This window comes from Cupriavidus sp. F041 (assembly GCF_057814235.1).
Map to the genome: position 1 here is coordinate 2,624,748 of NZ_JBVASY010000001.1, position 24,411 is coordinate 2,649,158.

Sequence of the window (24,411 nt, forward strand, 5' to 3'; positions counted from 1 at the left end):
CGTATTGGCACGAAAAACAAAAAATATGGCGCGAAAACTAAAGTTCCTTTTCCGCGTTGCCATATAGTGGTCAACAACTTCTCGATGCGCATTCGCTCCCATCCGCAGAAGCCAGAGCGATGAGGGAGGCAATCTCCTCGGAGGCTGGCTGCAGTCTCTCGCTGGCTCTCTGCACCGGGGCTTCTTGCGCGAATGCCAGTCATGCATGCGGGGAGCGCTCTTGGAGCGTATCGACAACAAGCGTCATTTTCTTGGAGACATTCACATGCCAAAGGCAATCAGACTGTACGAGACCGGTGGTCCGGAAGTCCTGAAGTTCGAAGATGTAGAGGTCGGCGAGCCTGGGCCCGGGCAGGCCCGCGTCCGACATAGTTACATCGCAGTCAACTTCATCGACATCTACCATCGGACCGGTTATTACCCGCTGGCACTACCGAACGGTTTGGGCTCGGATGCTGTGGGTGTGGTTGAGGCCGTCGGGCCAGGCGTGACGGATATCCGCGTTGGGGATCGAGTCGGCTACCTGATGGGGCCACAGGGGGCATACTCGGAGGTCCGCATAATGCCAGCGGACGTACTGATTCCCCTGCCGGACGGCGTTTCCGACCGCACGGCTTCCACGCTCATCATGAAGGGGATGACGGCACAGTATCTGTTCCGCCAGGTCTATCCGCTCAAAGGTGGCGAGACGATTCTCTACCACGCCGCTGCCGGCGGCGTCGGCTTGATTGCCTGCCAGTGGGCCCGCGCCCTCGGTGTAACCATGATCGGCACTGTCAGCAGCGACGAGAAGGCAGAGGTTGCCAAGGCGAACGGTTGCACGCATACGATTGTCACAACTCGCGAGGACATCGCTAAGCGCGTACGCGAGCTCACAGACGGGAAAGGCGTTCCGGTCGTATTCGACTCCGTTGGAAAGGACACATTGCAAGCGTCGCTGGACAGTCTGCAAGTGCGCGGGACGCTCGTAAGTAACGGAACCAGCTCCGGCCCCGTGGCCTTCGATGCGCTGACCCTCGCGCTGAAGGGCTCGGTGTGGGTCACCCGCCCAGCGATGGTGCACTACGCAACGCCGCGCTCGCACATGCAATCCATGGCAAAGGAGCTGTTTGATCTCGTCCTGGCCGGAAAAATCACGAGCGAGCCGAAGCAAACCTACGCGCTGGCGGAAGCGGCCAAAGCGCATCGACTGCTGGAGTCGCGTCAGACAACCGGCGCAACTGTATTGGTCCCGTAAATCTAGGATCGCCATCCTGCGGGAAATAGAGTCTTTGGGAGTTACTGCATCATGCAAGTTGAGCAACTGACTTACGCCCTTGGCGCCGAACTCAAGGGCATCAAGCTGGCTGACGCCATTCACGACGACGGACTGTTCGCAGAGATTCGCGCTGCGCTATTCAAGCACCGTGTGCTTTTTCTCCGTGATCAAGAGATGAGTCGCGCCGAGCACGTCGCGTTTGCACGCCGCTTTGGAGACCTGGAAGATCATCCAGTTGTGGGCGGCGATCCCGAGCATCCAGGACTCGCTCGTATCTACAAGACGCCGGATCAGTCGCGAGATCGCTACGAAAACTCGTGGCATTCCGACGCAACCTGGCGCGAGGCGCCGCCATTTGGCGCCGTGCTGCGCTGTGTCGAATGTCCCCCGGTTGGGGGCGACACCATGTGGGCCAACATGGCGCTGGCCTACGAAAAATTGCCCGATTACATCAAGGAGAAGATCGCCGATCTGCGGGCACGCCACAGCATTGAAGCAACCTTCGGGGCGGCCATGCCGACCGAGAAACGCCTGGCACTCAAGGCTCAGTACCCGGACGCCGAACATCCGGTCGTGCGCACACATCCGGAGACCGGCGAGAAGATCCTGTATGTAAATGTGTTTACCACGCATTTCACCAATTTCCACACCGCAGCCCACGTCCGATTCGGCCAGGACGCCAATCCTGGCGCCGCCGACCTGCTGCGCTACCTGATCAGCCAGGCCTACATTCCCGAGTATCAGGTGCGCTGGCGTTGGGCGCCAAACAGCGTTGCAATTTGGGACAACAGTGCCACGCAACACTATGCGGTGATGGACTATCCGCCTTGTTTCCGCAAGATGGAGCGAGCGGGAATCATTGGAAGCAAACCGTACTGAACACTGCCATGCAAGATAACCTGATCACGCCGACGCCGTCGGCCCATACGTACCCGCTCCTCGTCAAGCAGTTGCTCCTGAACGCGCTGAGCATTCATGCCGACCAGGAAATCACCTATCGCGGGGAATCGCGTTACAGCTTCCGCCAGTTCCGTGAGCGAGTCGGCCAGCTCGCCTCCATGCTGACCGGGCTGGATGTCCGGCACGGCGCCACCGTGGCGGTCATGGACTGGGACAGCCATCGTTACCTCGAAAGCTACTTCGCCATCCCGATGATGGGCGCCACGCTCTTCACGGTCAATGTGCGGCTGTCGGCCCAACAGATCCTCTATACCCTGAACGACGCCCGGGCCGAGATCGTGCTGGTGCATGCGGACTTCGTCCCAGTACTCGAAGAAATCAAGGCGGAACTCAAGTCGGTGCGCAAGGTGGTCGTGCTGGGCGACGGCGAGGCCGTTCCCGCGAGCAAGCTGCCAGTCGCGGGCGAGTACGAGGCGCTGATGGCGCGCGCCGCAGCGGACTACGAGTTTCCCGATTTCGACGAAAGGACGCGCGCCGCGACGTTCTACACGACGGGCACCACTGGCGATCCCAAGGGCGTGGCCTACAGCCACCGGGACATCGTCATGCACGCCATGGCGACGGCCATGAGCCTGTGCGCGCCGCGCGACGGCCAGCGGCTGCATCGTGAGGATGTCTACATGCCGATCACGCCGATGTTCCACGTTCTCGCCTGGGGCATGCCGTATATCGCGGTCATGCTGGGGCTCAAGACCGTGCTGCCGGGACGTTACATCCCGGAGCGCCTGGTCAGGCTGCGCCAGTCGGAAAAGGTCACCTTCTCCCATTGCGTGCCGACCATCCTCCAGATGGTGCTCCAGGCAGCCGACACGCAAGGGCAGGACCTGTCGGGCTGGAAGCTCATTACCGGCGGTTCCGCCTTGCCGCCCGCGCTGTGCGAGGCAGCACTCGACCGTGGCATGGATGTCTTCACTGCCTATGGCATGTCGGAGACGGGCCCCATCGTCTCCCTGGCGCAACTGCCGCCGGGATACAAGCCGAAGGATCGCCAGGAAGAAGTGCGGATGCGCTGCTCGACCGGCCGCCCGGTGCCGTTTGTCGACTTCCGGGTCGTCGACGAAAGCATGAACGACGTTGCGCGCGATGGGAAGCAGCAAGGCGAGATCGTCCTGCGCTCGCCGTTTCTCACGCAGGGCTACACCGGCAAGCCCGAGGCGTCCGAAGAACTGTGGTCCGGCGGCTATCTGCATACCCAGGACATCGCCGTCATGACGCCCGATGGGTTCGTTCAGATCGTCGACCGCATCAAGGACGTGATCAAGACGGGCGGCGAATGGGTGTCCTCCATCGAGGTTGAGAGCCTGATCATGGACGTGGCCGGCGTGCAAGAGTGCGCGGTGGTCGGCGTGCGGGACGAGAAGTGGGGAGAGCGGCCGATGGCATTTGTCGTTCGCAAGGCGGACGCAAATGTCGGGGTTGAGGCGATCCGTGACCGGCTAATGCAGCACGTCGAACTGAAACGGATCAGCAAGTACGCCGTTCCGGAGCCGGACCGCATCGCCTTTGTCGCCGAGATTCCGAAGACGAGCGTCGGCAAGATCAACAAGAAGCTGCTGCGCGAGCGCATTGCGCACCTGCTCGACGAACTGGCAGGCACTGGGCAGGAAAGTGCCGCAGTCGACCGGGTGGCAGCATGACGAGCCAACATCAACCGGACGACATGACGAAGCAGGTACCGGTGGCGCAGGCGGACGAACTCCTGCCGGGCCAGCGTAAGCTGGTCTTCGTCGACGGCAAGAGCATCGTTCTGTTCAACATCGATGGCGCTGTCCATGCCATCGACAACTCATGCCCGCATAACGGGGCGTCGCTGGCCAACGGTCGCCTTGAGGGAAGCGTATTGCAATGCCCGGCCCATGGCTTGCGCTTCGATCTGGCGAAGTCCTGCGAGCCCGGCTCGGGAAGCCTGTGCCTGCGCAAGTTTCCGGTGCAGGAAGTCGAAGGAAGCCTGATATTGCAGGTGGATTCTGCTAGCGCGCCCTAGCGGTGGCTCTCACGGCGCCGCGGCAGTTCGGCTTGATGGATTGCTCCTCGCTGCATCTTTGCCGGTTCCGGCGTTGGGTGGCTTGAAGGCGTGAGGGGCGGGGCTCGGGAAACCGTCCAATGGCGCTTGCGGCAGGCTGAGGCCGCCCAGTCCGTGTCCCTAACCGGCCCAACCCGAGACAGCCATTATGCAAAGCCAAAGGAAATCCGCTGGAGGGATGTTGCCCTCGCTGGCCCAACTCCACAGGGAAGTGCGAAGCATGAGTCATCAAGTGCATGGCCAGGCGGTCGCGCAGGCTCGTGGCCACAATGGCGACTACTTCGCGTATGTGTCGGCCCTGGTCGACGACTTGATCGATCAGGGGAATCCACGCGAAAGAGTCGTGTGTTTCGCGTCGGCAGCGGAGTTCGGACTATCCATGCAACACCAGAGCGAGCGCTGTCGGCTGGCGGCCATGCAGACTGGCTCGGATGCAATCAGGGTGTTGTACTGGACGGCGATTCGTCGCATGCGCGGTTGCCGGACCCGGCGGTCCGGGAGCGCGGCATCGGGGCATTTTGTAAGCGGCAGCAAGGCGAGCCATGTCGGCTCGCACAAGCTCCCTCCTGTCCGCAAGAGCGGAGCCAAGGCCGAATCACGGGAAGCAGCGCTGTGCAGGCAGTGCGAAGCGCTTCGCATGGGTTCGCGCAACGCCAGCGGTCACTCCGCGCTGTACCCAATCTCGGGACGATATTTCCAGTGCATTGGCGGGAGCGTGCTATCCGAGGCAATCCAGCATCAATGCAGCATGTGCGCGACTGCGTGGACACAGCACCGGAACGCTGCCAGCCCATTCGTGAACTGGTCACAAGACAGGTAGCTTAACAACAAGCTGCTTAGCGAGAAGCCGATCCGAAGTACCACCCGGCTGTGCTGCTGCGTGAGCTGGTGGCCGCTGGATACCTCGGGCCCAAGGCGGGTCGCGGCGTGTAAGGTCTCAGCAAACAGGATCGCAAGTGGGGGTGTTTCGGCGATGACCCCGGCGTAAGGCGCATACAGGATAAAGCCGCCTGGGCGCCGGAGGATAGTTGGAAATCCAAACTATTCGTTACCCCTCACTCACGCAACGCACTTCCGACAGCAAGCCACTACTGAGCCCCATGCAGGCACTGCCCTTGCCGGGGCTTCTGGTGTCCCTGTGGCCTGACATCCTGCTCCTACCTTTACGGCGATACCGCAGGACCTGCGCATTTTTGGCCTCCGCCGTGCAGCAAGCGGCGTCGCAGCGGATCGTCAAGAGATTGCACATCATCCCCCGAGCAGCTATCGGCTAACCAGCCATATCTGGCTTCTGCGGACGAGAGCCAAAGCGCATCCGGAAGTTGCTGCTACTATGTGGCAACGCAGAAAAATGACTTTAGTATTGGTGCCATATTCTTTAGTTTTCATGCCGCTGCGCGTAAACACCGAGAGGGCCCTATGCCGATCCGCCAGCGAACTCAGATGCCCGGAAGCGAACCCAAGGCGAGAGCCGCCGCTCTGACGAGCTACCCGCAGGTAGCGCTGCGACTTGGGCTGAATCCCAACGAGCTCATGCGCCGATTCGGGCTGAATCCGGCCATCTTGATGAACCGGGAACAACGCATTCCGTTTGCGGCGGTGTGTCGCTTGCTCGAGGCGACTGCCCGTGAGGCATCCACACCGTCTGTCGGCATTCAAATGGCCGAGGCACGCACGGCCTTCGATTTTGGGGTTATCGGGCTTTTGCTAACGCACAAGCGCACATTGCGTGAAGTATTGCTCGCCATGGTGCAGTACCGGCATTTGCTAAACGATGCCCTGGGGCTCTACATTGAGACTTCGGGCACGCAGGTGATTATCCGCGAAGAGATTCTCGGCGAGATTGATGACTGGCCGCAGCAGACCATCGAGCTTGCGGTAGGCGTCCTGGCGCGTACCTGTGCATCCGTGCTTGGCCCTCACTGGCGACCAGTTAGCGTGCACTTCACACACGCCGCGCCGCCAGACCTTCGCGCTCACCGGCGCCTCTTCGGTTGCCCGCTGGTCTTCACGAGTGATTTCAACGGGTTCGTTTGCCTCGTCAGCGATCTCGATCAACCGAATCCGTTGGCAGATCCCGCGTTAGTGCGCTATGCGGAGGGCCTCGCGGAATCTCTTGGCGCTGCCGGTCCGCAAGCTATTACGGCCGAAGTGCGCAACGCGATCTACTTGCTCCTTCCTGTTGAGCAGGCAGCGATAGAACACGTGGCGGGTCAACTCCACACTAGTGTGCGCACTCTGCAGCGGCATCTCGAGGAGGCAGGTACGACTTTCTCGAATCTGGTAGAGGAAGTGCGGCAGGAGCTAGCGATCCGCTACATGAGCAACGAGCGTTACTCGATTGGTCGCGTGGCCACATTACTGGGTTACACGCAGCAGGCATCCTTTACACAGTGGTTCTCGCGCCATTTTGGAATGGCACCCAGGGCTTGGCGAGCAGAAAGACGGAAGTGATGCACACCTATCCCGCAAAATCGCTATTCGGGAGAAGACGTCATGATCCCATCCCGATCTGCGCAGTCCTGCATCGAATACAGCGATAGAGCGCTTATCTCTGGGCGTAAAATGCGGCACGCATGCACATGCCTGCGGTGGGAAGCCGATGACGCCTTGTCGCGAGCACCGCCGGTCAGGCCTCCCCACCTTTGTCTTCGTTACCCCCCATGAGCAATGTCGTCGCCAGGCTAGCGATCAACCAGTCTGAACTCTTTGTCAATTGGCCCGCCGAGGCCATCGCCAGATTGGTCGATGTCGCTGATGTCGTAACGATGGAAGCGCATGCTTGCGTCAAGCGGTCCGGCGAATCTGCGGACTATCTCTACCTTCTCGCGACCGGGTCGATGCAGCTTTCCCGTGTGTCGTCGACGGGGCGGGAGTTCACTGCATGGCTGTATTTCGCGGGCGATTTCCATGGTATCGGGCCCGCCCTGACGGATACGCCCTTCCTATACACCGCAACCTGCAAGGAGGCGACGACGCTTGTCCGGATTCCGGCGGTGGTGTTGCGCGAACTCGTCTACAGCGATGGACGGCTTGCAGCCGGGTTGTTTGCCATGCTGGACCGCCGGTACCGCGAGACACTCGCTCGCCACGAGAGCGCGACCATGCACTCCACGCGGGAGCGGATCGCCACCCTGCTGCGCTCGTTCCTCGCGCGCAACATCCGTTGCTATGCCGCTGGCGAGGTCAACCTGTCGCAGGATGAAATCGCGACGATGCTCGGCACGCGACGACAAGTGGTGAACCGGGCGCTACGCGAGTTGGAGGCAGCGGGCATCGTCCGTGTCCAGTATGGCCGCGTGACGGTGCTCGACATGGCGAAGCTGTCGGGGCTGGCGCCAGAGGGCGAGTGACCCGGTGCAGCCGGCGAGGGGGGCAGATGCGCAGTCAGCAGGGCGTGACGTTTCAGAGATCCAACGTCAGCTCGCCCGACTGTGCGCGCGAGCAACAGATCATCATCGTAGATCCGGCTGCGCGCTCCGCGTCCGAAAGGACGAGGTCCCTATGATCGGGAATGCCGGCGAGGACGCCTGTCTCGCAGGCGCGGCAGACTCCGCTCATGCACGAGTAGGGGACTTCCACGCCCGCGTCGAGCACGGCTTCGAGGATGTTGGTGCCGGGTCCAACGATGAGCCTTTTCTGCGCGCGAGAGAGGATGACCGTGAACGCATCTCCGGCCCCGGCACCTGCTTCAGGTGGCGTGACGGGCTGCGGCGCGGCGAAGTATTCGCGATGCACTTGGGCCGGATCGCGGCCCTCGCACGCAGCCTCGAAGGCCCGCAGCATCGGAACGGGACCGCAGCAGTACAAGTCGATGTCGTCGGCGCATGAGGCGACGATGCCTCGGATATCCAGCATCTTCTCCTTAGCGCCGCCATCGAAGTTAAGGTGGACGCTGTTGCCCGTTTCCTTGGCGAGCGCAACAAGATCGTCGGCGAATGCGGCGTTTTCGCGTGCTCGTGCCGCGTAGTACAGTGCCCACGAGCTGCCGCTGTACGACAGGCGCTGGGCCATGCTCCACAGCGGCGTGATGCCTATGCCGCCCGCGAAGAACACGGTATGCCGGGCCGATTCGCGCAATGGGAAGCTGTTTCGTGGCGCTGAGATGGCGATGGTCGCGCCCACACGCAGCGTTTCATGCAGGTAACGCGAGCCGCCGCGGCCGGCAGGATCCAGGCTCGCCGCGATGACGTAGCGGTGACATTCGCCCTGCAAGTTAACAAGAGAATAGCTGCGCACAAGCCCGTTCGGCAGGAACAGGTCGATATGCGCGCCCGCGGTGACGGCGGGCCATGTCTGGGCGTCGGAAGGCCGCAGTTCGAAGCCATGGATACCTTCGGCAAGCCAGTGGATCGCGTGTAGCCGGGCGTTTAGTCGTTGCATGATGTCTCCGGGATGGGCAAAGGGCGCATGTGCAGATGATCTTATGCACGCCGTTGTCCGACGATTCTCTGTTTGAGTGACCCATGCAACAAGCGCCGGTGCGCCGGGATTGTCCGCAAAGTTGCACTCCCCACTCCCAATGTGGCCGGCAGGCGCCGGGAGGGCCGACACCCGCCCGCGTCGGAGACCGGGCGCCGGTGAAAGCAACAATCAAGACAGTTCGCTGGTTGCGCGCCTCGACTGCGATCGTGGGCAGATCCAGAATTCTGTCAATCGCGTTGACGGTACTGGAGGCAGAAGGATGAACGAAGACTACATCAGGCTTGGACGGTTCCAAGTCGGCAACCGGATCGTGACCGGTTGCGTGGAAGGGGACGAAATCAACATCTTGCAAGAAGGCGATGCGCTGGCGGCAGTGCTCGCAGCGGGCATTCCTGCCGGCCTGTCGCGCGTGCCATTGCGCGATGCGGTGATGCTGCCGCCGGTCGATCCTGCCGCGCGCATCTTCGCGGTCGCGATCAACTACCAGGCGCACGGCGTCGAGTCGGCGGCCAAGCCGCCGGAGCGTCCACTCATTTTCTACAAGGCGCCTTCGAATTTCGTAGCGCACGGCGGCGTGCTGAATCCCAACCGGGACGTCACTGCGCAACTCGACTACGAAGGCGAGATCGCGGTGGTCATCGGCCGGCCCTGCAAAGCAGTGAAGCCGGAGGCCGCGCTTAGCTTTGTCGCCGGCATCTGTGCGTTCAATGACGGATCGGCCCGCGACCTGGTCAAACTGCCCGCCGGCAACAGCTTTTGGCCCGACTGGACGGCGGCCAAGGGGCTTGACGGGGCTTCCGCGCTTGGTCCGACGATCGCGTGCGGCAAGGGGCTGGTCGATGCCCTGCAACGCAGGACGCTGACCGTCACCACCCGGCTCAACGGCGATGTGGTGCAGCAAGGGGCCATGTCCGACATGATCTTCTCGACCGAGCGGATCATCGCCACGCTGTCTTCCTACATGACCTTGCTGCCCGGCGACGTCATCGCGACCGGGACGCCGGCCGGTGTCGGCGCGGCCAGCAACCGTTTTCTGAAAACAGGCGACGCCCTCGACATCGAGGTCAGCGGCATTGATACATTGCGCGTGAAGGTAGGCTAACCATGAATCCACACAACACCAGTCCGGTGGAACACAAAATGATTCGGGAAGCCCGGGTAGCGCAACTGGCGCAAACCGGGGCGGGCACCCCCATGGGACAACTGCTGCGCCGCTTCTGGCATCCGGTGGCGCTGTCGCGCGACGTAGCCGCGGGCAGCGCCAAAGCGGTGCGGCTGCTGGGCCAGGACCTCGCTCTCTATCGCGGCGAGAGTGGCGAGCCGCACCTTGTGGCTGGGCGCTGCGCACACCGGCTGACGATGCTGCACACGGGATGGATCGAAGGCGAGGAGATCCGATGCATGTACCACGGCTGGAAGTTCGACGGCAGCGGACGCTGCGTCGAGCGGCCGGCGGAGCGGCATTGCCGCGAGGCGAACATCCGCATCGGGGCATATCCGGTCCATGAATACTGCGGCGTGATCTTCGCGTACCTCGGCGAAGGCGAGGCGCCGGCGTTCGACCTTCCCCGCAAGGCAGTATTCGAAACGCCCGGCATGCTGCTGTTCCAGCGCATGGAGATCTGGCCGTGCAACTGGTTGCAAAACGTCGAGAATTCGCTGGACGCTGTGCATGTCAGTTTCGCGCACCAGATGGGCAAGGTCGGCGCCTTCGGCGAGGCCATCACCACCGAGGTGCCGGAACTCAGCTACCGTGAAACGGAAGCCGGCATCTGCCAGACGGCCGTGCGCGGCGGCTCGCAGGTCAGGGTGAGCGACTGGACGTTTCCTTATGGCAACCACGTCAACATTCCCGGCGTCGACCCCGGGGACCCGTGGACCGAGGTGTCGCACTGGATGGTACCCATCGACGACACACGGACGATGCGGCTCGCGTTGTTCGCGACACCGTCCACCACGCTGGAGGCGGACCGCAAGCTCGTCAGCTATTACCGCGAATGCGAAGGCTATAACTCCGCGGATCATCACGACGACCTGTTCGCCGGGCGGTATCCTACCGATCCGCTGATCCGGCTCACGAGCGCGCAGGACTATGTGGCGCTGATTGGGCAGGGCGTCATCGCTGACCGCATGAACGAGTGCCTGGGCGCTTCCGACGTCGGCATTGCCATGCTGCGACGAATCCTGACGCGGGAGATCGATTTAGTAGCAGCCGGCACTCCCACCAAGGCATGGCGCCGTCTTGACCGCCCTTCGGCGCTGTTCAAACCGGCGGAGGTTGAGGTCGGCCCCCAGGTCACGTCGTAGCCGCCGCTGGAGGCCGTCGAGAGCACCCAAAAGAGCAAGAGGAGATAAAGTGTCCAACAGAAGAAACGTGATGAAGGCGGCGTGTGCCCTGCTGCTGGCCGGTGGCGTCTGGTCGCAAGATGCGCTTTGCGCACCGCTGTATCCCGCCAAGCCGATCACCCTGGTATTGCCGGTGGCCGCCGGCAACGGCGCGGACATCGTGGCTCGCTTGCTCGCGCATCAGATTGGCATGCAGATCGGGCAGGCGGTCGTCGTGGAGAACCGGCCCGGCGCGGGCAGCGTTGCCGCCATCAAGTACGCGGCAAATGCCAGCCCGGATGGCTACACGCTGGTCCTGATCGGCAGCGCCAACGCCTTGAGCCAGTCGCTGTACAAGTCGCCGCCCTACGACGTGCTGCGCGACCTGGTGCCGGTGTCGGATATCGCGAGGACGGACATTGCGATCCTGACTGGCAAGCGGTCGAAGTTCAATAGCGTCAAGGACTTTATCCGCGCGGCGCGCGAGCAACCTGGCCGCCTGACGGCGGGGATCAGCCTGCTGGGCACGACCGGGCATCTGATGGCCGAGCTCTTCAAGGCCAGGGAGAAGCTGGATTTCTCGATCGTGCCGTTCAAGACATCTGCCAATCTCCACACCTCGCTGATGAATGGCGATGTGGACGTGGCGTTCGATCTCGCGCCGCCAGCGCTGGCACAACTGCGCGCCGGCGGGCTGCGCGCGCTGGCCATCGGTTCGGGCACCCGTTCGGTCATCCTGCCGGATGTGCCCACGCTGAAGGAACTCGGCTATGAGAACTACGAGATCGTATCGACCATGCAGATCGCCGCGCCAGCACGCACGCCGACACCGATCGTCGAACGGCTGAATCGGGAAATCCAGCGAGCGCTGAGCCAGCCCGAGTTGCAGAAGCGGTTCAGAGACCAGGGATTCGCCACCGAAGGTGGCACGACCACGCAAGCGCGCGAGCATGTCGCCGGAGAAGTGGAGAAGTGGCGAAACGTGATCCGCGCGACCCAGATCGAACTGCAGTAAGGCGATGTATTGCGGTGAAGGCGGGGCGCAGCATATCAGGAGCGACGGGTCGCAGACTCTTCATCGCGCCGCTGGCGGGAAGCGTGTGACGCTACCTCCGCCAATCTGATACGAAAGGCGCAGGCCCCAAAAAGCCCTACAGTCCCGCCCCTGTCCACCCTCCATCGTGATACCCCACGTGCCTGGCGCACGTGAGGGGCCGCTGCGACTTCTCGCCGGGGGCCCACGGCTCCTGCCACGAGATACCGGCTTGCTGCCAGCCGTATTTCCGTGCTCCGCGCCCCCGCGCAGAGTCTGCCAATCAATCCCCATTACAGGGTTTCAGGCCCACACGACAGATGAATAACGTCCTTGCCCGTACCGGAACAACGCTTGACGACAAGTATCAGGCCCAGGAGGGCTGGCTCTACATGACCGGCATGCAGGCCTTGGTGAGATTACCCATCCAGCAGCGCCTGCGCGACACGGCGGCGGGATGGAACACCGGTGCCTATATCTCCGGCTATCGCGGATCGCCGGTCGGCCGCTACGACATGGAACTCTGGGCGGCAGAGACACTGCTCAAGGAACACAACATCCAGTTCCGTGCCGGTCTGAACGAAGACCTTGCCGCCACGGCGATCTGGGGTGCCCAGTACGTGGGTAGCTTCCCGGGCGCCAGGGTCGATGGCGTGTTCGGCATCTGGTACGGCAAGGGACCCGGAGTGGACCGCTCGGGCGACGTCTTGCGCCACGCGAATCTCGCCGGCACGTCGCCCAAGGGCGGCGTCGTGTGCCTGGCGGGCGACGACCACGGCGCCAAGTCTTCCACGGTGGCGAACTTCTCGGACCAGATATTCATCGCGGTCGGAATGCCGGTGCTCTATCCGTCGAACACGCAAGAACTGCTGGACTACGGCCTACACGGGATCGCGATGTCACGCTTCAGCGGCTGCTGGGTCGGCATGAAAGTGGTAACCGACGTGGTGGAGGGGGGCGGCTCCGTCTACGTGTCGCCGGATTCGCCGCAGATCCGGATGCCAGAACCAGCACGGGACGCCGCTGACATGCTGGAGAGCGAGGGATACCATATCCGCAGCGTCGACGCGCCGCTGCCGCAGGAAGAACGGCTGTATCACCATAAGCACCAGGCGGTGATGGCGTACGCGCGTGCCAACGGGCTCAACCGCGTGACCCTGGACCCGGACCACGCCAAGATCGGCATCGTTTCCGCCGGCAAATCCTGGCAGGACGTACTCGAGGCCATGGCCAGCCTTGGGCTGGATGAGGCGCGCGCCGCCGAACTGGGCGTCCGCATGCTTAAGATCGGCATGATCTGGCCGCTGGACCCCGCGATCGTCCGCGAGTTCGCGCAAGGCCTTGAAACAATCATCGTGGTTGAAGAGAAGCGGCCGGTGATCGAGGACCAGTTGCGCGCGGCGCTCTACGGCGGAGCGGCGCCGCGCATCGTCGGCAAGCACCAAGCCGGCGGGGTGTTCGATCCGGCGCGCGGTCCCGTGGCATTCCCGAACGCCGGGGAACTGAGCCCGCAGCGGATCGCGGCCGTGATCGCTGATACGCTACGGCTGCACAATCCGGCTTGCGGACTAAATCCCCCTACCGCCCCCGCCGCGAAAGCGGACGCCAGCGGAACGCCGTCACGCATGCCGGGATTCTGCTCCGGCTGTCCGCACAACCGCTCCACCCGATTGCCGGAGGGCAGCCGCGCACTGGCCGGCATCGGTTGCCATACCATCGCCGCCCGCGCCAATCCGCTCCGCACCACGACCGTGTCGCAGATGGGCGGCGAGGGTGTCATGTGGCTGGGCCAGCAGGCGTTCACCGGTGAGAAACATGTGTTCGCCAATATCGGCGACGGAACATTCGCCCACTCCGGGTTCCTGGCGGTGCGCCAGGCAATCGCGGCCGGCGTCCCGATGACCTACAAGATCCTCTACAACGGCTTCGTCTCGATGACAGGCGGGCAACCAGTGGAAACGGAACAGCCGCCCCAGCAAATTCTTCACGGACTGGCGGCGGAAGGCGTGCGCAAGATGGCAGTGGTGACCGACGAGCCGCAGAAGTACCGGGATATTTCCTTGCCTCCGGATACGCCTGTTCACCACCGCAGCCAGATGGACGCGGTGCAGCGCGAGTTCCGGGAATATCCCGGGGTCTCCGTCATCCTGTATGACCAGGCTTGCGCCACGGAGCGCAGGCGCTTGCGCAAGCGTGGCAAACTGCCCGACCCGGCGAAGCGCGCCTTCATCAACCCTGCCGTGTGCGAGGGGTGCGGCGATTGCGGCAAGGCGTCCAACTGCATGTCGATTGAACCGCTGGAAACCGAGTTCGGGCGCAAGCGGCGGATCAACCAGGGTAGCTGCAATAAGGACTACTCGTGCGTCGACGGCTTCTGCCCGAGCTTCGTTACCGTACATGGAGGCAAGCTCAGGAATCCGAAGGCGGGCAATGGCGGCCCGCGCCAGCCCGAGTGGACTCAGGCGCTGCCGGAACCGGACATCGCCTCATTGACGGACATCCGCAGTGTCATGATCGTCGGCATCGGCGGGACCGGCGTGGTCACGATTGGCCAGACCCTGGCAATGGCCGCTCACTTGCAGGGCTACTACACATCGAACCTCGACATCACCGGCATCAGCCAGAAGTACGGGGCGGTGAATTCCCATGTCCGCATTGCACCCCGCCCGGGCATGCTGCACGCCACCCGTATCGGCGCCGGCGATACCAGCACGCTGGTCGGCTGCGACCTCGTGGTGGCAGCCGGCGACGAAACGGTCTCGACGTTACGCCTGGGCACCAGCCAGGGCGTCATCTGCACGGATCTCATCCCTACGGCGGAGTTCGCCGGCAACCCGGACTGGAACATCGATGCCGACGTGCTGGTCCAGCGTTTGCGGCATGCCTTGGGCGACGATGTGCTGCTGCTTGAAGGACAGCGCCTGGCGATCGAACTGATGGGCGATGCCATCGCCGCCAACATGCTCATGCTGGGGGCCGCGTGGCAGCGTGGACTGGTGCCCATATCGCTGGCAGCAATGCATCGGGCAATCGAGCTCAACGGCGTGGCTGTGGCGATGAACAAGGACGCATTCCTCTGGGGCCGCCGCGCTGCGCATGACTTGCCGGCGGTGGAGCGGTTCGTCCGGGAGACGCGTGCGCCCGCGAATCAGATTATCAATTTCGTGCCGCGGACCAGGCGCAGCGTGGCAGAAATCGTCCGCAGCCGAGGCGAACACTTGAAAGCGTACGGCGGCCAGGGGCCCGTGCGGCGCTACGAGCAACTGGTACAGCGCGTGGCCGATGCGGAACGGCATGCGGGCCTGGGCGATGCGCTCAGTCGTGCTGTGGCGACCAGTTACCACAAGCTGCTGGCAGTGAAAGATGAATGGGAGGTGGCCCGTCTCTATAGCCATCCCGATTTCCAGGCAGCGCTGAGGAAAGAGTTCGAAGGAGAGTACACGCTGCGCTTCCACGTTGGCGCGTGGCCCTTTGCAACAAAGGACGACGCGGGAATGCCGGTCAAGGGCGAAGTCGGCCCCTGGCTGATGACAGCGTTCCGATGGATGACGAAATTCCGGTTCCTGCGCGGCAGTGTGCTGGATCCCTTCCGGAACAACGCCGAGCGCCGTCTGGAGCGCCATCTCGTCTCCCAATACGAGCGCGATATCGATCGTCTGCTCGACGGCATCAATGCGCAGACGTATGACGTGGCCACGCGCATTGCTGCGTTGCCGGAGTCAGTGCGCGGCTTCGGGCACGTCAAGGAAGCCGGCGCGGCCAAAGCAAACGAAGCCCGCGCAGCACTGATCGCCGAACTGGAGCAGCGACGGGCAGGGCCGGTACCGCCACAGGCGGTACCGGCCAGGGTGTACGCCGTCACCTGAACACCCGTGCCTCGCCGCATGCATTGCGGTAATACACGGGCTGGCTGATGCGTAAGGGACTGCGCCGCAGCCTGCGCACGCCAGGTCTGGAAATTACGGTACGCGCAGCGTCCCGCACCGCGTAGGTACGCCTGCGCGGTGCCGGTCCGTACGGTCCGACTCACCTGCACGATCCGTCACGGTGCGGCGTGGGAGCGCTCGCACCCGACCTGCGCCGGTGGGAAGCAGCTCCGGCCTTGGGATTGCAACAAGCCGGACAATCGCGCGCCTTCTTTGTTCGACTGTTGTCCCGCCCCGGCACAGAATCAAGACGCCGTTCCGTGACCGCCCCTACATAACGCACCACCACCCGGCCGCGCGCCGACGACACACGCCACCAGACGGAATGCCCCGAGACGCCGGGGCCCCGGAAAAGTCGGACGAAGGGGGATTCCGGGCAACAAGCACAGACCGAAGCAAGCAATGAGCCGGCCCGGGCCAGACGGCTCGGGCCCGGCAGACGGCATCACAGCGGCGAGCTGACGGACGTCGCCGAGCCACAAAAAAAACTCAACGAGGAGACCATCAGTATGAGAAGGACGCTTTCTATTGCCCTAGTTCTTGGCGCGGCAGGCAGCACGGCAGCCAGCGCGCAATCCGGTGTGACCCTCTATGGTGTCATCGACGCCCCGATCGAGTATGTCAACAGGATTGCGCAAGGTGTGCCGTCGGTCGTCAACGGGCAGTTGGTGCAACAGCCTGGTGGCAACCGCTTCAGCATGCCTTCCGGCGGAGGACTGGCAGGCGGACGCTGGGGCCTGCGTGGCACGGAAGACCTCGGAGGTGGAATGTCTTCGCTATTCGTGCTGGAAAGCGGCTTTGCCGAAGATAGCGGCGCGTCATTGCAGGGCCGGTTGTTCGGGCGGCAGGCCTTCGTTGGCATCCAGAACCGCTTTGGGCAACTGACGCTTGGCAGGCAGTATTCGTCGATGTTCAATGCCTTCTCCAATTTCGCGCCGCTGCGCTATGCAGTCATGTATGAACCGGTTGGCGCGATGCTGGGTGGTAGCGCCCGTTCAGACAACACGGTCAAGTACACCGGTTCGTTCGGCTCGGTGACGGCGGTAGCGCATTACTCGTTTGGCGTCGGGACCCCCACCGTTGGTGTTTCGCCGCTGTTAAATGGCGGTGCGGGCGAGGTGCCGGGGCACGCGGGAAACAACGCTGGGTGGGGGGCCGGGGCCTATTACCTGAGCAACGGATTCGGCGTGAGCGTGGCCTACGATGAATGGAATCCGACGATGGTCGTCGGCCAGGCCGGCAAGTCGCGCAAGGCCGGCCTGGCGGCCAGCTACAGCATCGGGCCGGGTAGCATCATGGCCGGCTATCGTTGGGGGAACACCGACTACGCCAACCATGTAACGCTGGCGAAAGAGAGTTTCTGGTGGGCGGGCGGCACTTACCAGGCCACGCCAGCCATAGGCCTGACGCTGGCCTATTACTACTGGGACATTAGCTCGGTGCGGGTCTCGCCGACGGCGCCGGCCACGAATCCGGCCAACCCGTGGCAGGTTGCCTTCGTGTCGACCTACAGCCTTTCAAAGCGTACCGATGTATACCTGACCTCCGCGTACGCGAGAAATGCCGCGCTGAACTTCGACACGTCGCTCACCGGTTTTGGCAGCGGCTACTATCCCACGCCGGGGCAACGCGGCATGCTTGGCGTGGCGCTGGGTGTCCGTCATAGATTCTGAAACACAACGGAAGCGGGCAGGTCATCAGGGACGCCGGGACCTTGCGGTGCGGGCGTCGATCCGCCGGGTCCCGGTCGTTGCGATCTGGCCAGCGCCAGAAAATCCCAGTCAGTTCCAGACAATAGAACGCCGTTTAGCGCCATCCCCAGCGAGGCCGTAGGCGGCCACGTCTTCGAGTGAAGAAGCCGGCCGCCGATTCAGGCCACGAGTATTCGATTTTCCCGACGAGTGGCCTGGCCTTGCCAAAGTAACAACACTGCACTAGTCAGCGTAAGCACTGCACAGGTCATCGCCATGAGCCAGAAGGAGTTCCAAAGCAGCGGGGCCAGCACGCCGGCGATCAGGGCCATGCCGGTGTATTGCAACAGCATCTGGCAGGAAGCGGCCAGGCCCGCGTTCTCAGGAAATGGTTGCAGCGCATGGCCTATGAGCAGCGGCATGGACAGGGCGACCATGAAAGCATAAGCCCCCAACGGCACCAGGTGAACCAGCCCGGGTGCCACCAGCAGGGCCAATGCCACATTGAGAAGATTGACAAGCAGAAAGCCGATGTAGGCCAGGCGCACAGTGCGCTGCGTGCCCCACCGCTGCACCAGGAGTGGCAGGCATACTAAGCCGGCAACCAGCCCCAGCACCATTGGCACAAATACCACGTAGACCTCGGTCGCAGGGCGCCCCAATAGATGGATCAAAAATTGTGGAGCGGCTGCAACGTACAGGAACATCGCCATCCAGTTGCAGGCATGAGCCACGGTCAGGCGCATAAACCAACCCGAGCCCAGCACAATGCGGTAGCTGCGCCACAGAGTAGCGACGCGCATAGGCTGACGGCGAATAGGTGGCAAGGTCTCCGGCAGCAGCAGCCTGTAGACCAGCAACATCAGCGCCGCGACCACGGAAAGGAAGGCAAACACTGCACGCCATCCCCACATGGACGTCAGCCATCCGCCCAGCATGGGAACTAAGGTGGGGCCCAGACACTGGACAATGCTGGTACGCGCAATCATTCTTTGCGCATCGGCGCCTGAATACAGGTCGCGGATGATGGCGCGGCACAGAATCGTTCCAATCCCGGCTGCCAAGCCCTGCACGGTGCGCAGCAGCCAAAGCTCCTCAATGCGCGTGACTTTCAAACAGAGTAAGGAGGACAGCAGCAGCACCACTAACACGAAAGTCAGGGGCCTTCGCCTTCCATAGGCATCTGAAATGACTCCATGCCACAGGCACATGAAGGCATTGGCCACAAAAAAGAGCGATACCGTTTGCTGCACGGCGGTAGCCGAAATGCGCAGGTCCTGCTGAATTCCCGTGAGGGTAGGAAACAGGATGTCAGACCACAGCGACACCAGAATGCCCAGAACCCCCAGCAAGGGCAGTGCTTGCGCGGGGCTCAGTGGTGGTTTGTCGTCGAATGTGTGTTGCATGAGTGGGGAGCGCAATGAATACGTTTGGTCTACTTTCATGAGCAACTACCATCCATCCGCGGGCGTCTGGCCGGCCTCGTCCTGTGGCAACCCATGGGCTGTGGTGGATCAGCGAAGCCGCTATGTAGTGCTCGCAGATGGTGGCCGCCGGAAATGCGGCAGCGGTTGATCGGTCTCACGCGCCTTTTGGGTGGGAAAGCGCGTGATGACCTCCCTCAGAAGCGCGTAAGGCCCGGCCAGGCATCGTTCACCAGACCCCGTGCCGATAGTTGCAACCAGGCCGGTCTCAGGCAGTCAGAGTCGCTCGAAAATGGCCGCGATTCCCTGGCCGCCTCCGATGCACATCGTGACCAGTGCATACCGACCCTGGATGCGGTGCAACTCATGCACGGCCTTGACGGTGATTAGCGCGCCCGTGGCCCCGATTGGATGACCCAATGAGATGCCGGAACCGTTGGGGTTGAACTTGTTCGGGTCCAGTCCAAGTTCCCGGGCAACCGCGCAAGCCTGCGCTGCAAAGGCTTCATTGGCTTCAATGACGTCCAGATCGTTCACGCTGAGACCGGCCCTTTGCAGCGCTAGCCTGGATGCTGGCACCGGACCGATCCCCATATACTCTGGGTCCACGCCAGCGTGTGCATATGCGACGAGCCGGGCAAGCGGGCGCAAGCCACGGGCCTGTGCGGTCCTGGCGTTCATGAGCAGCAGCGCTGCTGCCGCGTCGTTGATCCCTGAGGCATTTCCGGCTGTCACGCTACCGCCCTCCTTCAGGAACGCCGGCTTCAGTTTGGCAAAGTCTTCCGGCGTAGCATTCGGCCGGAAGTGCTCGTCGCTGGCAAATGCGATCTCGCCCTTCCTGCTCTTTAGTGTCACCGGTACGATCTGCTCCCTGAAGTAACCGGATTCCGTCGCACGCTGAGCGCGGTTGTGGCTCTCCACGGCGAGCCCGTCCTGCTCCTCGCGCGTGATGCCCCATTTGCGCGCGACGTTCTCGGCCGTCACGCCCATATGAATGCCGTGGAACGGGTCATGCAATGCCCCCAGCATCATGTCAACCATTTTGCTGTCGCCCATGCGTGCGCCCCAGCGCAGTCCGAGGCTCGCGTAGGGTGCGCGGCTCATGTTTTCCGCGCCCCCGCCGATCGCAATGTCCGTGTCGCCCAGCAGGATGCTCTGGCTGGCAGAGACGATGGCCTGCAGACCGGATCCGCAAAGCCGGTTGACGTTGAACGCCGGCGTCTCCTCGGCGCAGCCACCGCGGATCGCCGCCACGCGGGACAGGTACATGTCCTTCGGTTCGGTATTAACAACATGGCCGAATACAACGTGGCCAACATCCTTGCCGTCGACGTGCGCTCGGGCGAGCGACTCGCCAACGACCAGGGCGCCCAGCTCAGTGGGCGGAATATCTTTCAGGCTGCCGCCAAAAGTTCCGATCGCGGTCCGTACGGCACTTACAACTACGACGTCTCGGGTCATGAAATTCTCCGGTTCCGATTTAAGAATAAAAAGCCAGGCACTACATGCCAGGCGAAAACGTTTCGAGGCGCCATGGCACTCCCGTGTCAGGCAATGTCAGCCTGAGATGGAACGCAGCATGGCATCCAGCAGGACGTCGGGCGGATTCGCACCGGAGATCGAATGCGATCCGTTTAACACAAAGCAAGGGACGCCATCAATGCGGCGCCCAATTGGTGCCGGCGCCAAAATGGTCCTGCTGGCACCACGCCGGAACTCCGCAAACTGTTCGACCAAGCCCTCGAGTCCCAGCTCGCATTCCAGCCCCAGCCGCTCAAGCACGGCCAAATCACCGATGTCCTCGCCCTCGATAAAGTAAGCCACGAACAGCCGCTCGACCAGCCCGGCTACCTGCGTTTCGTTGCCATGCCGGGCTGCATAGGCAACCAGTTCATGCGCTGACGCAGTGTTTGGCAGCACCTTGATCCGTTCGAAGGCAAAGTCGATATCGGCGGCGGTCCCGGCACGCCGGACCTGCGCTCTTCGGGCGGCAACTGCCTCGGGACTGCCTAGCCGGGCGATATAGAACGCCTGGTATGGCAAGCCACCAGGCGGCGTGTCGGGGCGCAGTTGATGCGAGCGCCAAAGCACGCTCAGATCAACGTCCGGCCGCATCTCGGCCAGCCGGCTCATGGCAGTGCGCAGGTGGCGCTTGCCGATCAGGCACCAGGGGCAGACGAAGTCGAAGTACACTTCGATCGTCAGTTCCCGTCTGGCACCTTCATGGATGCCCAAGGCAGGTGACGGGCTAGTATTCATCTTCATAGACGCTTTTCCAGGGAAAAAAACTCGAGCACTCACGCACCCGGCCGGGGCCTCGCTTAGAATTTGTGGCGCAGGCCGACTGCAACGGCCAGCATCGAGCTTTCGCCCCTGCCAAGCGCGTAGCTATTCCCAAGCGAGAGGCTGTTGGCATAGAAGATCGCGGCGGACTCCATACCCACTCCCGCATGCTTCGCGTAGGCTGTGGTCAAGTAGACGTCGGTCCGCTTGGAGAAGGCGTAAGTGGAAATAAACGCGATCTGCCACGGATTGGCGACGCTGGTGCTGCCGAACTGGTTCTTGACATTGTCGTAGTTGTACTCGAGCGTCAGGCCAAGCGCCTGTGTCACCTGGTAGTTCGCACCGATCCAGTAGAAGTCATCGCGCAGGATCTCGCTGCCGTTCTGGTTCTTGTTCTGGCCCCAGCGGTATCCACCCATGATCTTGGCCGCACCAAACGCATAGCTGGCCGCTACCGATGCCTTCTTGAAGGTGCCGGTGCCAGCGAGAGCAGGCGTGGCTGCGGGGGCGATGGTCGGATTGAATTGGTCATAGCCGATGGTCGCGGCGAACGCCCCGCCGTTGTAGGTCAAGGCCGTACCGTAGGCAGTATCGCGGCGGAACTGCCCTGGCACCTCGCCGTTGCCACCAAGGATGAAGGGTGCCCCTACCGTGGGCGGCAGTGCCAGGCCGGTACCGAACGACCAGTGTGCCAGCGCGGTTACCGGACCGAAAGCGCCTGAGTACTTGATCGTATTGTCTTCGCGGAAGTTCGCGCCCGCCATGACCACCACCGGTTCATACTGGGTCGCGTACGCTGCCGGTGCGAAGTTAGCGAGCGCCTCGAACATTGAGGTGTACTGGCGGCCAGCGCTAATCTGGCCGTATTCGCTCTGCACACCCACGAATGCCTGACGACCGAACAGGCGACCACTTTGCTGCGAGGTGCCGCTATCCAGGTTAAAGCCGCTTTCGAGCACGAACACGGCCTTCAGGCCGCTGCCCAGATCTTCCACGCCGCGCAGACCCCAGCGAGAGCCGGATAAACCACCGGAATCCAGTCGGGTCACGTTTTGACCCGGACCGGAATTGAATCCATTGGCCGCCGTCGGTACCGCACCAACATGGTTGGCGAACTCAATGTTCATGTCAGCGACGCCGTACAAGGTCACCGACTGGGCCCCGGCAGCCCCAACCATGCCGACCGACAGCACGGCAAATGCAATGTGCTTCAATTTCATGCTCAATTCTCCCCTTTGGGGCAGTTTCATAATTGGTATGTCCAGCAGCGCACGCTGCCCTATGGCTGCGTGGAGCGGTGGCAACCGCCCCGTCGCAAACACAGCGCGGCTGGTTCCGGCGCCGCGGATCTATTTGCTGTAGACGTACACGCCGCGACCCGCCTTGCGGCCGAGGTATCCAGCGGCCACCAGTTCGCGCAGCAGCATGGCCGGGCGGTACTTCGGATCGGCGAACTCCCCATAGAACACTTCCATCACCGCCAGCATGGTGTCCAGGCCGATCATGTCAGCCAGTGCCAGGGGCCCAATCGGGTAATTGCAGCCTAGCTTCATGCCATCGTCGATCTCTTCCGGCGAGGCCACGCCTTCGCCAAGCACGCAGAAGGCCTCGTTGATCATCGGGCACAGGATGCGGTTGACCACAAAGCCCGGACCGTTCTTCACGGTGATTGGGTACTTGCCCAGATCCTTCGCGAGGGCATCTACCGCAGCGTGGGTGGCATCGCTTGTCTGCAGGCCGCGGATCACTTCGACCAGCGCCATCATCGGCACCGGGTTGAAGAAGTGCATGCCGATGAAGCGATCCGCATGGCTCATGACCGCAGCCAGCTTGGTGATGGAGACGGAAGAGGTGTTCGAGGCAACGACTGCTTCCGGCCGGACAATGCTGTCGATCTCCCTGAGAATCCTGACCTTCAGATCGAAATCTTCGGCAACGGCTTCGATGACGATGTCAACCTGGCTCAGGTCGGCATAGGCGGTGGTACCCAGGATGCGAGCGAGCGACGCCGCCTTTTCCGCCTCACTGATCTTCTCCTTCCTGACCAGGCGGTCGAGGCTTCCCGCAATGGCAGCCATGCCTTGCCTTACCGCCACCTCGCTAATATCCACCATCACCACATCAAGGCCGATCCCCGCGCAGGCCTGGGCGATGCCGTTGCCCATCGTGCCCGAACCGATGATGCCTACTCTCCTGATTGTCATTCCTGCGTCCCTTCTCGTTGGTTGTTTGCTGATGAACTACTTGCTGCGGGACCAGTTCCCCAATGGGCTGGCTTCGTGGTTGCTGATGAGGACTCAGGCCGATGGACCGCGTCGCCTTCACGTAATTGGCAAGTCATCCGGTTGATGTTGGCTCGTCATGCTGCCACTCGGTCGACTGCGGCACTTTCTTGCCCGGAGCCTGCCAGTTCGTCGAGCAGGAGCGGTGCACCCAGGCTCATCGAGTGGATGCCGAGCACGCTGACGGCCTGCAGCACCGCCGCGATCTCTTCCCGGGTAGCCCCAAGTTCCAGCGCCTTGCGAATATGACGCCGCGTACCTGGTGCGTACAGATGCGTACAGGACGCGTCGACCGCAATGGCAATGAACTCCAGCACCTTCGGTTCGAGTACGCCCGCGCTTATCGGGTGCATGCCCATCGCCACGAACTTCTCGGTCCAGACCGGATCCAGTTCGGCAGCCGCATCCCAATCGGGGTTCCAATAGCCGCTTGCGCGCAACTGGTCGCAGACAGGTGTGGACGTCGGGTTGGTGTCGCCTTTCATACAGACCTCCAGGGAGTGGATTGATTGCGCAACGCGCTCGCACAGCAGCTTCTTGTCGATCTTGCCGACGCTCGTCTTCGGGATCTCCTCGACGAAAGCGATGCGGTCCGGCTCGATGTCGGCAACGTTCAGGCCCACCGCCTCGTGCCGCTGCCGGACCTGGGCCGGACCGGGTTCGCCAACTTCGCTATCCTCGTAACGGATGACCTTGGGCCCATCGGTTTCGTAAAAGCGTATGGCCTTCGCTATGCTTGTTTTCCTGTCATTCGTTCAGAGTGTGTCAGGCGCTGTGCCGG

The 24,411-nt window shown here is 62.5% G+C and carries 18 protein-coding genes and 1 pseudogene; 12 read left to right on the plus strand and 7 right to left on the minus strand.

The features are described from left to right. The first annotated feature begins 265 nt into the window (after nt 1-265). The 7 genes and pseudogenes from ACZY0R_RS12000 (at nt 266) to ACZY0R_RS12030 (ending at nt 7,594) form a co-directional block, all read left to right on the plus strand. Entirely contained in the window at nt 266-1,237 is a 972-nt protein-coding gene (locus ACZY0R_RS12000; protein ID WP_488859653.1) for a quinone oxidoreductase family protein, read from the plus strand. A gap of 51 nt (nt 1,238-1,288) precedes the next feature. Beyond that, on the plus strand, nt 1,289-2,137 hold the full coding sequence (locus ACZY0R_RS12005; protein WP_488858568.1) for a TauD/TfdA dioxygenase family protein: 849 nt from the start codon (nt 1,289-1,291) through the stop codon (nt 2,135-2,137). Nucleotides 2,138-2,145: 8 nt separating this feature from the next. Next, entirely contained in the window at nt 2,146-3,855 is a 1,710-nt protein-coding gene (locus ACZY0R_RS12010; RefSeq protein WP_488858569.1) for a fatty acid--CoA ligase, read from the plus strand. Beyond that, nucleotides 3,852-4,202, plus strand: a complete 351-nt coding sequence (locus ACZY0R_RS12015; protein ID WP_488858570.1) for a Rieske (2Fe-2S) protein — start codon at nt 3,852-3,854, stop codon at nt 4,200-4,202. The genes ACZY0R_RS12010 and ACZY0R_RS12015 overlap by 4 nt, the downstream gene beginning before the upstream one ends. A gap of 885 nt (nt 4,203-5,087) precedes the next feature. Beyond that, nucleotides 5,088-5,174, plus strand: a pseudogene (locus ACZY0R_RS12020) (3-hydroxybutyryl-CoA dehydrogenase); the annotation flags it as partial. A 486-nt stretch (nt 5,175-5,660) separates the two neighbouring features. Continuing rightward, nucleotides 5,661-6,695, plus strand: a complete 1,035-nt coding sequence (locus ACZY0R_RS12025) for an AraC family transcriptional regulator (protein WP_488858571.1) — start codon at nt 5,661-5,663, stop codon at nt 6,693-6,695. Between the two features lie 209 nt (nt 6,696-6,904). Next, complete coding sequence (locus ACZY0R_RS12030; protein WP_488858572.1) at nt 6,905-7,594, plus strand: Crp/Fnr family transcriptional regulator; 690 nt, start codon at nt 6,905-6,907, stop codon at nt 7,592-7,594. 52 nt (nt 7,595-7,646) lie between these two features. On the opposite strand, the gene ACZY0R_RS12035 is transcribed toward ACZY0R_RS12030, so the two are convergent. Next, nucleotides 7,647-8,624 carry a PDR/VanB family oxidoreductase gene (locus ACZY0R_RS12035; RefSeq protein ID WP_488858573.1) on the minus strand — a complete coding sequence of 326 codons (978 nt, stop codon included), beginning with the start codon at nt 8,622-8,624 and terminating at the stop codon, nt 7,647-7,649. Between the two features lie 301 nt (nt 8,625-8,925). On the opposite strand from ACZY0R_RS12035, the gene ACZY0R_RS12040 reads away from it, so the two are divergent. From ACZY0R_RS12040 to ACZY0R_RS12060, 5 genes are all read left to right on the plus strand, one after another. Then, complete coding sequence (locus ACZY0R_RS12040) at nt 8,926-9,768, plus strand: fumarylacetoacetate hydrolase family protein (protein WP_488858574.1); 843 nt, start codon at nt 8,926-8,928, stop codon at nt 9,766-9,768. 38 nt (nt 9,769-9,806) lie between these two features. After that, entirely contained in the window at nt 9,807-10,973 is a 1,167-nt protein-coding gene (locus tag ACZY0R_RS12045) for a Rieske 2Fe-2S domain-containing protein (protein ID WP_488858576.1), read from the plus strand. A gap of 49 nt (nt 10,974-11,022) precedes the next feature. After that, on the plus strand, nt 11,023-12,006 hold the full coding sequence (locus ACZY0R_RS12050) for a Bug family tripartite tricarboxylate transporter substrate binding protein (protein WP_488858577.1): 984 nt from the start codon (nt 11,023-11,025) through the stop codon (nt 12,004-12,006). A 338-nt stretch (nt 12,007-12,344) separates the two neighbouring features. Next, a complete protein-coding gene (locus tag ACZY0R_RS12055) occupies nt 12,345-15,890 on the plus strand; it encodes an indolepyruvate ferredoxin oxidoreductase family protein (RefSeq protein ID WP_488858578.1) in 3,546 nt (1,181 codons plus the stop codon). A 569-nt stretch (nt 15,891-16,459) separates the two neighbouring features. Continuing rightward, entirely contained in the window at nt 16,460-17,623 is a 1,164-nt protein-coding gene (locus ACZY0R_RS12060) for a porin (RefSeq protein ID WP_488858579.1), read from the plus strand. Between the two features lie 197 nt (nt 17,624-17,820). Here ACZY0R_RS12060 and ACZY0R_RS12065 read toward each other — a convergent pair whose 3' ends face one another. The 6 genes from ACZY0R_RS12065 to ACZY0R_RS12090 form a co-directional block, all read right to left on the minus strand. Continuing rightward, nucleotides 17,821-19,086 carry an MFS transporter gene (locus ACZY0R_RS12065; RefSeq protein WP_488858580.1) on the minus strand — a complete coding sequence of 422 codons (1,266 nt, stop codon included), beginning with the start codon at nt 19,084-19,086 and terminating at the stop codon, nt 17,821-17,823. 255 nt (nt 19,087-19,341) lie between these two features. Then, nucleotides 19,342-20,526 carry a beta-ketothiolase BktB gene (gene bktB / locus ACZY0R_RS12070; protein ID WP_488858582.1) on the minus strand — a complete coding sequence of 395 codons (1,185 nt, stop codon included), beginning with the start codon at nt 20,524-20,526 and terminating at the stop codon, nt 19,342-19,344. A gap of 96 nt (nt 20,527-20,622) precedes the next feature. Next, nucleotides 20,623-21,366: a DsbA family oxidoreductase gene (locus ACZY0R_RS12075; protein ID WP_488858583.1), complete on the minus strand. Its 744-nt coding sequence runs from the start codon at nt 21,364-21,366 to the stop codon at nt 20,623-20,625. 20 nt (nt 21,367-21,386) lie between these two features. After that, complete coding sequence (locus ACZY0R_RS12080; protein WP_488859655.1) at nt 21,387-22,568, minus strand: porin; 1,182 nt, start codon at nt 22,566-22,568, stop codon at nt 21,387-21,389. A gap of 129 nt (nt 22,569-22,697) precedes the next feature. Further along, nucleotides 22,698-23,552: a 3-hydroxybutyryl-CoA dehydrogenase gene (locus ACZY0R_RS12085; RefSeq protein ID WP_488858584.1), complete on the minus strand. Its 855-nt coding sequence runs from the start codon at nt 23,550-23,552 to the stop codon at nt 22,698-22,700. A 155-nt stretch (nt 23,553-23,707) separates the two neighbouring features. Continuing rightward, nucleotides 23,708-24,115 (minus strand): carboxymuconolactone decarboxylase family protein, encoded by a 408-nt coding sequence (locus ACZY0R_RS12090; protein ID WP_488859657.1) that lies wholly within the window; start codon nt 24,113-24,115, stop codon nt 23,708-23,710. Between the last annotated feature and the right edge of the window lie 296 nt (nt 24,116-24,411).